Source organism: Nocardia sp. NPDC005745 (assembly GCF_040630775.1).
Lineage (GTDB): Bacteria > Actinomycetota > Actinomycetes > Mycobacteriales > Mycobacteriaceae > Nocardia.
In genome coordinates this window covers 73,610-87,929 of sequence record NZ_JBEXYF010000033.1, presented here as the reverse complement: position 1 = coordinate 87,929, position 14,320 = coordinate 73,610, and the positions used below count along the sequence as shown (strand labels likewise).

The following is a 14,320-nucleotide window of genomic DNA, read 5'->3' as shown; positions in this document are numbered from 1 at the left end:
ACAGCTTGGCATCGGTCACGGCACCTTCTACCGGTACTTCAGCAACAAGCGCGACATCATCGACCACGTCATCGACGACCTTGCCGCCGAGGCGTGATACCGCCTCGGCCGCTTCCTGCTGTTCCGACCCGGCCGCGCGAACATCGCTTCGCCGCCTGATCGCCCGAACTCGCGGACGGCGCCGATCCGGTGTCCGGGATCAGCGCCGTGTTCCGTTCAGCGCGTGCGCGGCCAATCGCCTGCGCTCGGCACCGCGGACTCCGCGGTCGCCCGCACCGGAATCGGCGCGGCGACGGCCGCGCGGCGACGGCCGCGCGGATCCCACACCATCGCCGTTGCCGCTGTGCCCAACAGGACGGCGACGATCATCGCCACAACGCACCACACCAACACTGCCATGCCTCCCGGGCATCACCCATCCGGCTGACAGACTGCGCTGGCTTACCAAGGCGGACAGTTGTTTTCGAGTCCTGCACAGTATCGCCCGAGCGCGTGGCCTACGCGAGTCGAGGGTGGCAGCCGCGCGCCGCCACCGAAGCCGCCATCGACGTCTGTCCGGCCCGTCGCACCAGCGCGAACGCCGGTTCCTCCGTGCGGCACGGCTCCGGTGTAGTCGGCGCAGGAGACAAGGATCACGGCGCGCCACTGGTGACCTGGTATGTGGGCCGGGTCTCGGTGATTCGGCGTCGCACCCGTTCGTTGTGCGGCGCTGATGTCCACCATCGGCTCGGCGATCGTGGCGCCGCCACGTCGTCCGGGCCGTCGACCACCACCTCCGCCGACAAGCGTGCAGCAGCCTGCCTGTTTGCCCACTTCCCGCTGGGGTAGCACGGGGACGAAGGTACCCACTACCAGTGGAAAGGGTCGGCTCGGCGATGTCTACTACTTCCCCACCAGGCGCGACAACAGATCGGCGGTCTCCTCTTCAGGTCGCCGCCATGGCCGTAGGAGCGGTATTCCTCCTGGTCGGCATCCTCGGGTTCATTCCGGGGATCACCACCGACTACAGCGAACTCGACTGGGCGGGACATCACTCCCAGGCTCAGTTGCTCGGTGTGTTCGGCGTTTCCGTGCTGCACAACGTGGTCCATCTGGCTTTCGGGTTCGCCGGAGTGCTGGCCGCACGCACCGCCGCATCGGCGCGCGCGTACCTCATCGGCGGCGGTGTGGTCTATCTGATCCTGTGGCTGTACGGACTCGTCGTGAACCCCGACAGCGACGCCAACTTCGTGCCGCTCGACACGGCGGACAACTGGCTGCACTTCGTGCTGGGTGCCGGCATGATCGCGCTGGGAGTGATCTTGGCGCGGCGGCCCGCGACCCAAGCGCCCGGCGCGGGCAGGCAGTCCGGGATTCTGGAATAGAGCGCGCCCGACCCAGCCCGATCGAGCCGCCCGCGGGATGACCGAAGGCGGTGGAGCGGGGGGCCGCCGGTAGCAGGAAGTGGGCGCAGGAGCGCTTCGACACCGGCCCTCGACTAGAACATGTCCTAGTCGAGGGCCGGTGTCTTGCCGCTGGGAGATTGCCGCCGAGCCAAGGGATCTCGGCGTCCGTCCACGAGCCCCGTAATGCCGGAGGGGCGGCGCTACGCTCGGCGGGAGGCCCGGTCCGGCCCGGGAAGAAGTTGCACTTGCCGCACGCCGCACATGTTGACATCAGCTGCTGTAGACAACATATGATGTCAATACCTTGCTCAGCCCGTTCCTCGATGCGCCGACGCCGCTCGAGCTGTGGGAGTGCAGGCGCTTCGACCACTTCAGCAACGACCGCGCCGAGGGAGTACCGATGAGGGCCAAACCACCCGCGCTGGGATATCTCCGCAAGGACGTCTCGGGTGTGTCCCAGGATTGGGACGAAGCGCAGATGCGGAGTTTGGCGAAGCGGCTGGGTTACGAGCTGTGCAAGACCGTGACCTTCGGCGCCGGTACCGACGCACCGGTCGATCGCCTGGTCGAAGCCGCACGCACCTTCGGTGTCGATGCGGTCATCGCACCGGGGCTGCAGCACTTCGGCAACGCGGTACCGGCCGAACTCGTCGAGGTGTGCGACCTGATCACGGTCACGCCCCAGCAGACATACTCCCGCTCGGCGCTGTCGCGCATCTGGGCATAGTTCGCGCGGTGCCGGCGAGCGTTCTGAGCCGACGGCCGGGCCTGCGCTGATAGCGATGCGGGTCGCGCTCGACGTGGTCGCAGATCGGTGGTGTCGATGATCCGGGCTATCACCGCTGGTAGCGAAGGGCGGCCGATCGAGCGTAGTGGTTGCCGCGACCGGGATGGATAGGCTGGCGGTATGTCGGAGACGGTGTCACCCAACGGATTCTCGGTCGCGCTCGTGCTCGGTGGAGGTGGTCCGGTCGGCCTCGCGTGGTTGGCGGGATTGGCTACCGGGCTGCGCGACAGCGGAATCGATTTGTCCCTGGCCGACCGGTTCGTCGGCACCTCGGCCGGTGCGGTGGTCGGCGCGGTCCTGGCCGACGGCGGTGATCCGGCGCGTTTGCTGCGGCCGTCGACGTCGGCGCCGGTACAGGCGGATCCAGCGCGGATGGCGGAGATATTCGCCGTCCTGCGCGCCCCCGGACAGGATCCCGCGCAGGCGCGCCGCCGGGCGGGTGAGCTGGCGCTGGCCGCGCAGGTGGGTGATCCAAACGAGCACATCGCGCGCATGGGTGGGCTGGCCGGTGTGGCGCGGTGGCCAGCGCGCGATCTGGTCGTCACGGCGATCGATATCACCACCGGCGAGTTGCGCGCGTGGACCAGGGACGGCGCGGCGTCGTTGCCCGCCGCGCTGGCGTCGAGCACCGCGGTGCCGGGTGTCTTCCCGCCGATTCCGATCGACGGCCGCCACTACATCGACGGCGGGTTGCGCTCCCCGGTCAACGCGGACCTGGCCGCGGGCGCGGACGTCGTGGTGATTGTCGAACCGTTGGCGCACATGTTCCCGCGCATTCCCAGCGATCGTGAATTGGGTTCGGCCACAGAGATTTCCCTAGTGCCCGACGACCACGCCATCACCGCGTTCGGACTCGACGTGTTCGACCCGGCCGCGCTGGCCCCCGCCCATGCGGCCGGTGTGCGCCAGTCCGCCGAGGCGGCGCTGCGACTGAAGGACGTCTGGCCGAACCCCTGAACCAGCCACCCGTCCCCTCCCGTCCGTGCTCCGCTACGATCCGGCTTCTTCCGGTGCGTACCCGAGGATGCCCTTGATCTCCAGGTAGTCGTGAAATCCGAATTCGCCCCACTCGCGGCCGTTTCCGCTCTTGCGATAGCCGCCGAAGGGGGCGTGGAAGTCGAAGGCGTCGTTGATGGTGATCCAGCCCGACCGGATGCGGCGGGCTATGGAGCGGGCCTGGTCCAGATCGGAGCCCGCGACATTGCCCGCGAGTCCGTACTCGGTGTCGTTGGCGATCTCGACGGCGTGGTCGACGCTGTCGTAGCCGAGGATGGCCAGCACCGGGCCGAAGATCTCCTCGCGGGCTATGGTCATGTCGTTGGTGACGTTCGCGAACACGGTGGGCCGCACGTAGTAGCCCTTGGTGAGTCCGTCTGGGCGGCCGGTGCCGCCCACCACCAGCGTGGCTCCCTCGTCGATGCCCTTCTGGATGAACGCCTGGATCTTGTCGAACTGCGAACCGGAGACCACGGGGCCCAGCGCAGCATCACCGGTGGGGTCGCCCACGCTGAGCTGGGCAGCGGCTCGGCGCGCGGTGTCGATGGCCTCGTCCATGCGGGCACGGGGGACCAGCATGCGCGACAGCGCGCTGCAGGTCTGGCCGGAGTTCATCATCATCGGGCCGATCGCGGCGGCGACATTGGTGGTGAAGTCGGCGTCGTCGAGCACGATGTTCGCGCTTTTGCCGCCCAGCTCCTGGGTGACCCGCTTGACGCTGGGCGCGGCATTGCGCGCGATCTCGATGCCCGCACGGGTGGAGCCGGTGAAGGAGATCAGATCCACGTCCGGATGCGCCGACAGCGGCACCCCGACGCTGGGACCGTCGCCCTGGACCAGATTGAAGACGCCGGCGGGAACGCCTGCGGCATCGAGGATCTCGGCGAAGATCTGCCCGGTGAACGGCGAGCGTTCCGACGGCTTGAGCACCGTGGTGCAACCCGTGGCGAGGGCGGGGAACACCTTCACGGCGATCAGGCTCATCGGCCAGTTCCACGGCGTGATGAGGCCGCAAACGCCGATGGGCTCCTTGACGACCAGGGTGGCGCCGCGCCGCTGCTCGAAGGCGAAATTCTCCAGGACCTCGATGGCGGTCGACAGGTGCCCGGCCCCGAGATCCACCTGGAATCCGCAGGCCAGCGCGCTCGGTGCGCCCATCTCCTCGGTCAGCGCAGCGGCGAGGTCGTCCGCGCGTTTGCCGTACTCCGCGCCGATGGCGCGCAGCAACGCGATCCGCTCCGCCACCGTGGTCGCCGACCAAGCGGCGAACGCCTCGCGGGCGGCCGAGACCGCCCGGTCGACGTCCGCGGCCGAGCCGTTGGCGACCGTGCCGCACACCGCTTCGGTCGCCGGGTTCACGACTTCGAAGGACCGCGCCTCGGCCGGGTCGACCCAGGCGCCGTCGATGTAGAACTGGGAATACTCGCGCATGACTACTGTGTCCCTTCCGCGTACCAGGTGCGGAACTCGTCGTAACTCGGCATCTCCTCGGAGTTCGCCTTCGGATCGACGGCTACGTGGATGACGCCCGGTTTGCCGCTGGCGTACGCCCGTTTGATGGCCGGGGCGATGTCCTGGTCGTGGTCGACGAATTCGCCGTAGCAGCCGAAGCCCTCGGCGACCTTGTCCAGACGGGTGTCGGCGCTCCAGTGCGTACCGGTCTCCAGCGACCCGGGCCCGAAAAGCCCCTTGTAGACCCCGACTTCGAGGCCCCACGCGTAGTCCACGGCCACCACGCAGACCAGCGGAAGGTTCAGTCGCGCCGCGGTCTCCAGTTCGCCGATGTGGAACAGGAACGACGAGTCGCCGGTGACCAGCATGACCGGCCGCTTCCTGCCCTCGGCCACCGAGGCGCCGATGGCGTAGGGCAGCCCGGTGCCGAGGTGCCCGAAGTTCTGGTTCCAGATCACGTCGTGCGGCTTGGCCTGCGAATAGGTCCAGCCGAAGATCGTGGTGGCGCCACCGTCGCGGACCATGATGCCGTCGGAGGGGAACACTTCGGTCGCCTCGACGACGAGTCGCGCGGGGTGTACCGGGGATCGGCCCGACGGCGCCGTTTCGGACAGTTCGGCGAGCCGGGCGGCATCCTGCTCGATCCAGCCGGCGAGCTCGGGCGACGGCGTGCGAGGCGTGTCCTTCAGTGCCTCGACCAGCTGCGGGACGATCGCGCGCAGGTCACCGACGAGCGGAACATCGATGGGGCGATTGACCCCGATGGCCTCCGGATTTTGTTCCACCAGAATCCATTTCCGGTTCGCCTCGTTGGCCACCCAGTGCCGGCCCACCCCGTAGTGGACGGGCTCACCGAGTTCGGTGCCGACGGCCAGGCACAGATCCGATCGCACCACCGCATCGATGGACGACGGCGAGAAGCCGTAAGCGAAGGTGCGGTCCTCGAGTCCCTCGATATACGAAGTACCGCCGGAGGTCTGGATAACCGGGCAAGCCATCAGCTCGGCGAGCGCGCGCACCGAGCCCCCGGCGCGCGTGGTGTGCACGCCGTGCCCGACGAGCAGGACCGGCTGTCGCGCCGCGCGGATCAGCCGCGCCGCCTCCTCGATCCGGTCCTGGCCCGCGGTCTGGCCGACGAGCCGATACCGGCTGGGCGGCAGAGGTTCCGGAACGTCGAGTTCCTCTTGGATGATGTGCTTGGGCCACTCGATGTAGACCGGCCCGGGTGTTCCGGTGAGTGCTCGGCGCAAGCCCTCGCGAATGATCTCGTCGGTCTGGTCGGCGTATTCGATGCTGGCGTGGTACTTCACCGACGGTGCGAAGAGTTCGGCCTGCTTGACGAATTGGATACGCCCGCGCCGCACCCGCTGCTCGGTGATCCGGGCGCGCTGCCCGCCGAGGAAGATCACCGGCGAATTCTCGACCTTCGCGCACATCATCGCGCCCGCCAGATTGGCGACGCCCGGCCCGAGGGTGCCGATGCACACCGCGGCCTTACCGGTCATCCGCGAGACCGCCTCGGCCATGAAACCGGCCGATTCCTCGTGATGCGGCGCGACGACATTCCAGCCGCGTTCCTCGGCGAGGTGGAACATGTGCACGAAATTGGGGTCGGGAATACCGAATATCGTGTTGATGCCCTCGGCTTCGAAGAGCTGAAGAATACGTTCGTAGACCTTAACGGGCATGCTGTCCTGCTTCCGTGGCTAGCTCGAAACTCTTCCTGATGTGATCGCTGTGCCCCGAGGGAACGGCAGGCAGAATCCAGGAGCCGGTCGTATCGCGGATCGCGTCGATCTGCTCGCCGATCTCTTCGACCGTCCACGAGGGGCGGTAGACCCCGGGGGTCTCGGCGATGTAGGCCCTGGCCACCCGTCCGGCGACCGACACCAGCATCTCGCCGGTGATCGAGCAGGACTCATGGGCGAGCCAGCCGACGGCCGGCGCCGTCAATTCCGGTCCCATGGGCGGATAGGACGAGGTGTCGAGTCCGTCGGCCAGTCGCGTCACCGCGGCGGGCACGATGACGTTGCCGAGAATGCCGAATTCGGCTCCCTCCAGGGCGATCACATTCGACAGGCCGATTATGCCCGCCTTCGACATGGCGTAGTTGGCCACGCCCTTGTTCCCGTACAGCCCGCCGATGGACGAGGTCAGGACCACGCGGCCGTAACCCGCCTCGGCCATGACCGGGAACGCGGGCCGGACGACGTGGAACGCGCCGCGCAGGTGCACGTCGAGCACCGCGTCGAAATCCTCGTAGCTCAGTTGCCGCAGCGAACCGTAGCGGACGTTGCCCGCGTTGTGCACGAGGATGTCCAGGCGGCCGTACCGGTCGAGCGCCGTGTCGATGATCGCGCGCCCGCCTTCGGCCGTGGCCACCGACTCGGTGCAGGCGACGGCGGTGCCGCCCGCCGCTTCGATCTCGGCGACCACCTCCGCGGCCGGGTGGGCCTCGACGCTGTCGCCGCGCACGCTGCTGCCGAGGTCGTTGACCACCACCTTGGCCCCCTTCGCGGCGAGCAGCAGTGCATATGCGCGACCCAAACCTCTTCCGGCGCCGGTGATCACGGCTACGCGATCGTCGAATCTGAGTTCTGGCAAGGTGGTCGGTCCTCTCACAGGTGCGTCGTGATGGCGGGAGACTCGTCATGCACCGAGGACGAGACCCTCCAGCCGGCCGGTGTCGCGCCAGTCCCGCAGCAGGTCCTCGAGCACGTAGAAGCCACCCCAGAAGGGATCACCGAGGAACGACCGCCCGTTCGGTTCGCCCTCGCTGTTGTAGTAGCCCGGGGTGCATTCCCGGACGAAGTTGCTGTTGTCGAACGAATTGGCACGGATGGTCGCGATCCACGCCTCCTCGGCCTCCGCACTGGGCTCCACCGTGGTGGCCCCCCGGGCCAGGGCTTCGGAGATGATGTAGGCGATGTGATCGGCCTGCTGCTCGAACATCCGCGTAGTGGACGCGGTCACCCCGCCCTGGACGAACCCGGTCGCGAAGTGGTTCGGGAACCCGTGCGACATGATCCCGTGCAGGGTACGGAATCCCGCGTTCCAGTGCTCGTAGAGCGACCGGCCGCCTCGCCCGGCGAACGGCTGGATGGCGAGCCTGCGGTCGATGTCGCTGCTGATCTCGAAGCCGCTGGCGAAGACGATGCAGTCGACCTCGTATTCGACACCGTGCGCGACGATGCCCTTCGCCGTGATGCGCTCCACCCCTTTGGTGTCCGAGACATCGATGAGCGTGACGTTCGGGCGGTTGAACGCCGGTAGGTAGTTGTCGCTGAAGCCCGGTCGTTTGCACAGGTGCCGGTAGTACGGCTTGAGCGCCTCGGCCGTCGCCTCGTCCGTCACGATCTCCTCGACGCGGCGGCGCACACGCTCCATCGCGCGGTAGTCCTCGGCCTCCTTGAGCTCCATGACCTTCAGCGGATTCGTCGCCAGTTCGGCCCAGCCGCCGGTGGCGTCCAGGTGGGCGGCCACGTTGCGGGCGACCTCGGTCCAGCCGTCGCAGATCAGGTCCGGCTCGCCCGGGGAGTAGAACGCGTAGGCGGCGTTGTGGAAGTTGCGCTGCCGCTCCTCCCGCCAGCCCGGCCGCAGCGAGTTCACCCATTCGGGGTCGGTCGCGGTGTTGCCGCGCTCGAAGATGTAGGACGGCGTCCGCTGGAACACGTACAGGTGTCCGGCGCCTTCGGCCAGATGCGGGATCGTCCCGATACCACTGGCGCCGGTGCCGATGATGGCCACCTTCTTGTCGCCGAGCTTGTCCAGGCCGCCCTTCAGCGTGCCGCCCGTGTACGCGTAGTCCCAGCGCGCGGTGTGGAACGTGTGGCCCTGGAACTGCGTGATGCCGGGGATGCCGGGCAGTTTCGGCCGGTTGTACGGACCCTGGCACATCACGACGAACCGGGCGCGGATGTCGTCGCCCCGGTTGGTCGCGATCCGCCACCGTCCGATCTGCTCGTCCCATTCCAGCGATCGGATCAGCGTGTGGAAGATCGCCTTCTCGTACAGGCCGAAGTGCTTGCCGATGCGCTGGGCGTGTTCGTAGCACTCGTCGCCGAAGGAGAACTTCTCCTTCGGCATGTAGCCGGTCTCCTCGAGCAACGGCAGATAGCAGTAGCTGTCCGAGTCGACCTGGATGCCGGGGTAGCGATTCCAGTACCAGACCCCGCCGAAGTCGCCGCCCAATTCGATGATCCGGAAATCGTCCACACCGGCCTGCCGCAACCGGTGCGCGGCGATGAGACCCGCGAAACCGCCACCGAGAATCGCCACCTCGATCTCGTCGGTGATCTCGTCTCGCGGCTCGACCGGCGTGTACGGATCCTCTTCGTAGTAATCCGCGAATTCGCCCTCGGTCAGCAAATATTGCTTCTGTCCCTCGGGCCGCAGGCGCTTGTCGCGTTCGGCGAGATATTTCGCGCGGAGGGCGTCCCGATCGACATCGGGCGTAACCGTGGGCTTGCACTCTTGCATTCGGATTCCTGGATCTCTGTCTCGGTCATCGGTGGCGGACCGGCGGGTCCCGCTCGTCAGGTCAGATCGCGCGGCTCGCCGGTACCCATGTACTCGGCGAGGTTGTGGTGCAGATTCACCACGCTGCGTTCGCGATAGGGGTTGGGTTTCGGCCCGGAGAAGCCGCGGCTCTTCATGCCCTGCTGGACCGCGGCCATATTGGCGAAGTCCTGCGGTAGGACGGTCCGCCAGCCGGGGTCGCCGACGGGGGTGTACTCCCACTCGGTCCGCGGCTCCTGGCCGGGCGGGAAGAGTTCGAACACGGCGGCTTCGAAGATGCACTTGCCCGGGTCGTAGCCGTAGGGCCGGAACCGGTAGCACAGCATGTTGTTCAGTGCGTGGCCGATCTGGAAGTTGGGGAAGATCTGCCACGCGGTGCCCGCCCTGGCGACGATGTCGGGGTCGACCTTCGGCCAGACCACGCCGCGTGCCTCGTCCTCCGACCGCGCGGTGTCCAGCCAGTAGCGCAGCACCTCACCGGCCGGGGTGCCCTCGGGCAGTTCGTCGACCAGCCGATTGGCGACGTCGACCAGCGTGCGGGTGGTGTTGGTATTGGCGTTCTCCCAGGTGAAGTTCTGTAGCGTGGCGGTGGAGACGCGCGCGTCCGGACCGCTGCCGACGCGCACCTTGGCCTGGTTCTCCTCCATGCCCTTGGGGGCGTCGTAGCCGATATTGCTGTGCTTGCCCTGCGCCCGCGACCATCCGAGGAAAGTGCCGAAGTTCATGAACTCCGGGTGGGTGTAGGGCACGTGGTAGGTCTCCATGAACGCCTCGAAGGCGACCTTCCAGTTGCAGTCGAAGGTCAGCCACCGCCGCCAGCGGTAGCGCATGTTCTCCAGTTCGAAGTGTTCGAGCAGATCGGCCGCGGGCTCGAGGTACTCCCGCAGCGGTTGCGCGTCGGGGTCCATGTTGATCCAGATCCAACCGCCCCAGGTGTCGACCCGCACCCGGTTCAACCCGTCGTTGCGCTCGGTGAGACCGCAGGACCAATCCTCGCGCTCGGCCGCGAAGGTGTTGCGGCCCTCGAGGTCGTAACGCCACCCGTGGAAACCGCACACGAACTGTTTGCGACTGCCGCGGGCGTCGTGCGCGCCATCCGGGGTGTCGATCAGTTTGCGGCCGCGGTGCGCGCACACGTTGTGGTAGGCCCGGATGGTGTCCGGTGCGGTGCGCACGACGATGATCGAATCGTCGAGGATCTCGTAGGTGAGGAAGTCGCCGACCCGGGGAATCTCCTCGACCCGTTCGACCTGCTGCCACACCTTGGCCCAGAGCTTGTCGCCCTCGGCGCGTGCGTATTCCTCCGAGATGTACGCCTCGACGCCGATCGTCATCGGCGTCGACAACGGTTCGGCAGTCGCGGATGTCGTTGCCCCGTTTGTCGTTTCGCTCATGACATGCTCCTGGTCATAACTCGGGTGCGTCAGCGGGTGATGGATGCGCGGAAGTTCTCGTCCTTGAGGAACAGCGACGTGTGGTCATCCCCGAGATGGGTCCACCTGAGGTTCAGGCCGCCGTCCACCAGCAGGGTCTGGCCCGTGACGTAGGTCGACAGATCCGACAGCAGGAACAGGATCGGGCCCGCCTGCTCCTCCGGCCGCCCGCGTCTGCCCATGGCGATGGCCCGGCGGTCGCGCTGGGGATCGTCGTCGACGTAGGTGCCGGAGGCCGGCGTTTCGGTGACGCCCGGCGCGACGGCGTTCACCCGGATGCCGTCCTGGGCCAGCTCCACCGCCAAGGTCCGGGTTGCCGCGACCAGCGCCGCCTTCGCGGTGCCGTAGGCGATATGGAACGGTGCGGTGTTCATGCCGCTGATCGAGGAGAGCGATACCAGCGAACCGGGCCGGCCTTGTGATTTGAGCTCCGCGGCCACCGCCTGGCTCATGAAGAACATCGTCTCCAGGTTCTGGGCGAACAACGCCCGCCAGTCCTCCCGGGTGACCCGGGTCGCGGGCATCCAGGTGCGCACCGCGGCGCCGCCCGCCACATTGACCAGTCCGTGCAACTCGCCAGGCGCCGAGCGGGCGTGCTCGAGCACGGTCGCGACACCCTCCTCGGTGCCGACGTCGGCCGCGACGGTCAGCACGGAAAGCCCTTCCGCGGCAAGTGGTTCGACATGCTCGGCGAGGTTCTCCTTCGAGCGGCTCACCCCGATCACGGTGGCGCCTGCGCCGGCGATCAGGCGCGTGACGGCGGTGCCGATGCCGCCACCGCCCGCGCCTGCGACGATGACGACGCGCCCGGTCAGTCCGAAGAAGTCGTGTGTGCGGCCGTCATCGGTCATGGCCGGTCATGCCTTCCCGCGCAGTGCCAGCACACTGCCCTCGGCGTCGGCGGAGAGATAGATCGTGCCGTCCGGTCCGGCGGCGAGCCCCGCGAACGGGCCCATGGGTCCGGAGAACGGGGGAGTGCCGCGCAAGGGTTTGGCGACGACCCCGGGCGGCGCGCCGACCGGAAGGTTCGCGGCGAGCGTCTGCCGCGCCTCGGTCTCGAGATCGACGCAGACCAAGGCTTGCAAACCGGCGTCGAGGATCAGTAATTGTGTGCCGCGCACCAGAATTCCCTGCGGCGTCTCCAGCCCGTCCACCACGGTGTCGACTCCGGCGCCGCTGATCGAGACGATCCGCCCGGCTCCGGATTCGGAGATCAGGGGCGTGCCGTCCGGGCCGAACGCGACACCCATCGGGGCGTTCAGCCCGGAGGCCAGCACGTCGACCTGGCCGGACCGGATCGATAGCACCCGGCCCGCGCCGAGTTCCGCGGCGACGATCATCCCGTTCGCGGTTGCCGCGACCCCGTAGAGCTGATCGAACCCGTCGGCGACGATCTCGGGCTCCTCGTCCGTGCCCGGGCGGTAGTACGCGATCTGCCCGGTGGAGGTGGCGCACAGGAACTCGCCCGATCCGACGGCGCTGACGCCGCGTACATAGCCGGGGTTGCCGGCGCTGAAAAGGGAGGCGACCGTGTGCAATCTGCCGTCACGAAACACGTAGAAGAAGGTGCCGTCGGCGACGTAGAGATCGCCGTCGTGGCCGACGGTCAGGTCCAGCGGCCACAGCAGGCCGCCTTCCAGGACCGGCCGGGTCCGGCCGCCGGTGAGAATCTCGGTGATCTCGCCGGAGAAGTTCGAGACGAACAGGCGGTCGCCGACGAAGGTGCAGTTGTCCAATCCGGGATCCAGGCTCGCCAGCACCTGACGGTCCCCGGTGCGCGGGTTGATTCGCAGCACCTCGCCGGTCTGCACCTGGGTGGAGACGATGAAGCCCGCGGAGTCGAACTTGACCGAGTCGGGCACGCCGAGGTCACCGGCGACTCGTTCGGGCGCACCTCCGTCGGGATCGATCCGCCAGATGTCGTTGGTCCCCATGACCGGGTAGTAGAGGAGACCATCGGGGCCGACCTCCATGGCATTGGGCATCGGCAGGTCGTCTTGCAGAATGCGCGGCGCGCCGCCGTCCAGCGGCAGCTCCATGAGGCGACCGCCGATCCGGCATTCGTTGACGAACAACCGGCCGTTGTACACCGTGATGCCGTTGGCGCCCGGCAGATCGTCGCGGATCACACGGGTGCGGCCGTCGGTACCGCGCATACTCACCCGCGCGTCCATGTACTCGGTGGCGATCAGATTGCCCTCGGGATCGAAGGCCAGGTCGTCGGGGGCGATGATGTCGCTGCCCTTGGCGCTGATGGTCTCGAGGTCGCCGGTGGCGACGTCGAGTGCGCTGATCTGGCTGCCCGCCACCTGGGCGACGTAGATCCGGCCGTCGGCACCCGTCCGCAGGCCGTTCGCACCGAACAGTCGGCTCGGCGGGGTGAGTCGTCGAACGCTCCACCCCTCGGCGAGTGTTATCGGTGTGGTGGTGCTGTAGCGCGCCCCTCGAGTCAAGGCGGGGCCTCCCATGCGATGAGAAAGTCGATATCCACTGACACAGCCCGGCCCGGCGGTCCGGGCGACGGAATCCGGCACCCACGTGGGGCGGGCGGTGTGTCGTGGGCCACGCTACTTCAATCCTCGTAAGGATAGCAATACTTAATTGGTTGGCTACCTCTGAGTAGGTTCGCCTCAGGGTGGTCGTGCGTCATCGGAGCGTCGCCGCCGAGCATCTCGCTACGACCACGTCAGGGCTGATGGCACTGTGTGCCAAGATTTTCCGCTCGAGGGGCGGCGTCGGCGGCGGGTTCGGCTGGCGGATGGACGCTCTGCGGCCGACCGCACAGGGTGCTACCTGGCTATAGCCGGATTCTTGCAACCCAATTTCACACTGTGAAAACGTCATTATCGTACAGCGGGTAGGGTGATGCGCAACCGACTTGCTCTTGCCAGACGGAGGTGCGGCGACGTGCGAGACGGCGGCTCGACGAACTCAGATCTGCGAGCGCAGACCCGACTGGATCGCCAGCCGCGCACCGGCGGACGAAGCGTTCACCACGCCGTCGTCGAACCGCTGCAACACGAGTGTCTGGGTGGCGGCGAGATGGGTGCGGTACAGGCGTTCGGCTTCGGCGGCCCGTCCCTCCGCGATCTCGCGGGTGATGCGGCGATGGGTGCGCACGGCTTCGGTCGACTCGGCCTCGGACGGGTATTCCCCGCGCCGGGTCAGTGCCTCCGCCCACGCCTCCTCCTGTGCCGACCACAGCGTGACCAGCGTGCTCACGACGTAGCGAATGGTCAGGTTCGGGGTGAACGAGACGATGAGGTTGTGGAATTCGCGAGCGGTGTGGGTGAAGGCGACGCCGTCGTCGATGAGCTCGGCCGACTTCTCGACGTTCTCCGTGAGCGCGGGGACGACGGTCTCGGCGCGGTCGGGCCGCTCGGCACAGGCGGCCGCGCACTGCGGTTCCAGCGTGCGCAGGCCCGCGGCGAGATCGCCGAGGGTGACGCGCGCACCTTGCAGGGCCAGACCGAGATGATACGCCGCCGACGTCTCGTCGGGCCGGTGCACTTCGGCGCCGCCCACATTGCCCCGGCGGACGGTGACGAGGCCCTCGGTCTCCAGGATGCGCAGCGCCTCGCGGATCGAGGGGTAGCTCACCCCGAAGTCCTGGACCAGCTGATCCTGGGTGGGAAGCCGATAGTTCTCCTCGCCGGCCAGGATCCGGGTGCGCAGCTCCGCGGCGACGGTCTCCGCGATACGACGCTGCGGGACCCGGCCGCGTCTGGCGGCCGTCATGCGGTCCGCCT

At 67.8% G+C, this 14,320-nt stretch carries 13 protein-coding genes and 1 pseudogene; 5 read left to right on the top strand and 9 right to left on the bottom strand.

What is annotated here, in order from left to right; all coding sequences use genetic code 11:
- A pseudogene (locus ABZ420_RS28285) lies at positions 1 to 82 on the top strand (TetR/AcrR family transcriptional regulator); the annotation flags it as partial.
- 134 nt (positions 83 to 216) lie between these two features.
- Here ABZ420_RS28285 and ABZ420_RS28280 read toward each other — a convergent pair.
- Positions 217 to 399: a hypothetical protein gene (locus tag ABZ420_RS28280; RefSeq protein ID WP_357128799.1), complete on the bottom strand. Its 183-nt coding sequence runs from the start codon at positions 397 to 399 to the stop codon at positions 217 to 219.
- A gap of 93 nt (positions 400 to 492) precedes the next feature.
- Between ABZ420_RS28280 and ABZ420_RS28275 the strand changes: the two genes are divergently transcribed.
- From ABZ420_RS28275 to ABZ420_RS28260, 4 genes are all read left to right on the top strand, one after another.
- Complete coding sequence (locus ABZ420_RS28275; protein WP_357128796.1) at positions 493 to 828, top strand: hypothetical protein; 336 nt, start codon at positions 493 to 495, stop codon at positions 826 to 828.
- Positions 829 to 938: 110 nt separating this feature from the next.
- On the top strand, positions 939 to 1,364 hold the full coding sequence (locus tag ABZ420_RS28270; protein ID WP_357128793.1) for a DUF4383 domain-containing protein: 426 nt from the start codon (positions 939 to 941) through the stop codon (positions 1,362 to 1,364).
- Positions 1,365 to 1,689: 325 nt separating this feature from the next.
- Positions 1,690 to 2,112, top strand: a complete 423-nt coding sequence (locus tag ABZ420_RS28265; RefSeq protein WP_245659770.1) for a hypothetical protein — start codon at positions 1,690 to 1,692, stop codon at positions 2,110 to 2,112.
- 180 nt (positions 2,113 to 2,292) lie between these two features.
- Positions 2,293 to 3,129: a patatin-like phospholipase family protein gene (locus tag ABZ420_RS28260; RefSeq protein WP_357128789.1), complete on the top strand. Its 837-nt coding sequence runs from the start codon at positions 2,293 to 2,295 to the stop codon at positions 3,127 to 3,129.
- 33 nt (positions 3,130 to 3,162) lie between these two features.
- On the opposite strand, the gene ABZ420_RS28255 is transcribed toward ABZ420_RS28260, so the two are convergent.
- The 8 genes from ABZ420_RS28255 to ABZ420_RS28220 all read right to left on the bottom strand — a co-directional run bounded on the left by ABZ420_RS28255 (position 3,163) and on the right by ABZ420_RS28220 (position 14,309).
- On the bottom strand, positions 3,163 to 4,599 hold the full coding sequence (locus ABZ420_RS28255) for an aldehyde dehydrogenase family protein (protein ID WP_357128786.1): 1,437 nt from the start codon (positions 4,597 to 4,599) through the stop codon (positions 3,163 to 3,165).
- A 2-nt stretch (positions 4,600 to 4,601) separates the two neighbouring features.
- Complete coding sequence (locus tag ABZ420_RS28250) at positions 4,602 to 6,308, bottom strand: thiamine pyrophosphate-binding protein (RefSeq protein WP_357128783.1); 1,707 nt, start codon at positions 6,306 to 6,308, stop codon at positions 4,602 to 4,604.
- On the bottom strand, positions 6,298 to 7,224 hold the full coding sequence (locus tag ABZ420_RS28245) for an SDR family NAD(P)-dependent oxidoreductase (protein ID WP_357128780.1): 927 nt from the start codon (positions 7,222 to 7,224) through the stop codon (positions 6,298 to 6,300). Before ABZ420_RS28245 ends, ABZ420_RS28250 begins: the two co-directional genes overlap by 11 nt.
- Positions 7,225 to 7,269: 45 nt before the next feature.
- Entirely contained in the window at positions 7,270 to 9,099 is a 1,830-nt protein-coding gene (locus ABZ420_RS28240) for an NAD(P)/FAD-dependent oxidoreductase (protein ID WP_357128777.1), read from the bottom strand.
- A gap of 56 nt (positions 9,100 to 9,155) precedes the next feature.
- The gene (locus ABZ420_RS28235; RefSeq protein ID WP_357128774.1) at positions 9,156 to 10,532 is read right to left on the bottom strand and encodes an aromatic ring-hydroxylating dioxygenase subunit alpha; all 1,377 of its coding nucleotides are present in this window, start codon (positions 10,530 to 10,532) and stop codon (positions 9,156 to 9,158) included.
- Between the two features lie 29 nt (positions 10,533 to 10,561).
- Positions 10,562 to 11,422 carry an SDR family oxidoreductase gene (locus ABZ420_RS28230; protein ID WP_357128772.1) on the bottom strand — a complete coding sequence of 287 codons (861 nt, stop codon included), beginning with the start codon at positions 11,420 to 11,422 and terminating at the stop codon, positions 10,562 to 10,564.
- A 6-nt stretch (positions 11,423 to 11,428) separates the two neighbouring features.
- Positions 11,429 to 13,024, bottom strand: a complete 1,596-nt coding sequence (locus tag ABZ420_RS28225; protein ID WP_357128769.1) for an SMP-30/gluconolactonase/LRE family protein — start codon at positions 13,022 to 13,024, stop codon at positions 11,429 to 11,431.
- Between the two features lie 478 nt (positions 13,025 to 13,502).
- Positions 13,503 to 14,309 carry a GntR family transcriptional regulator gene (locus ABZ420_RS28220; RefSeq protein ID WP_357128766.1) on the bottom strand — a complete coding sequence of 269 codons (807 nt, stop codon included), beginning with the start codon at positions 14,307 to 14,309 and terminating at the stop codon, positions 13,503 to 13,505.
- Positions 14,310 to 14,320: the final 11 nt, after the last annotated feature.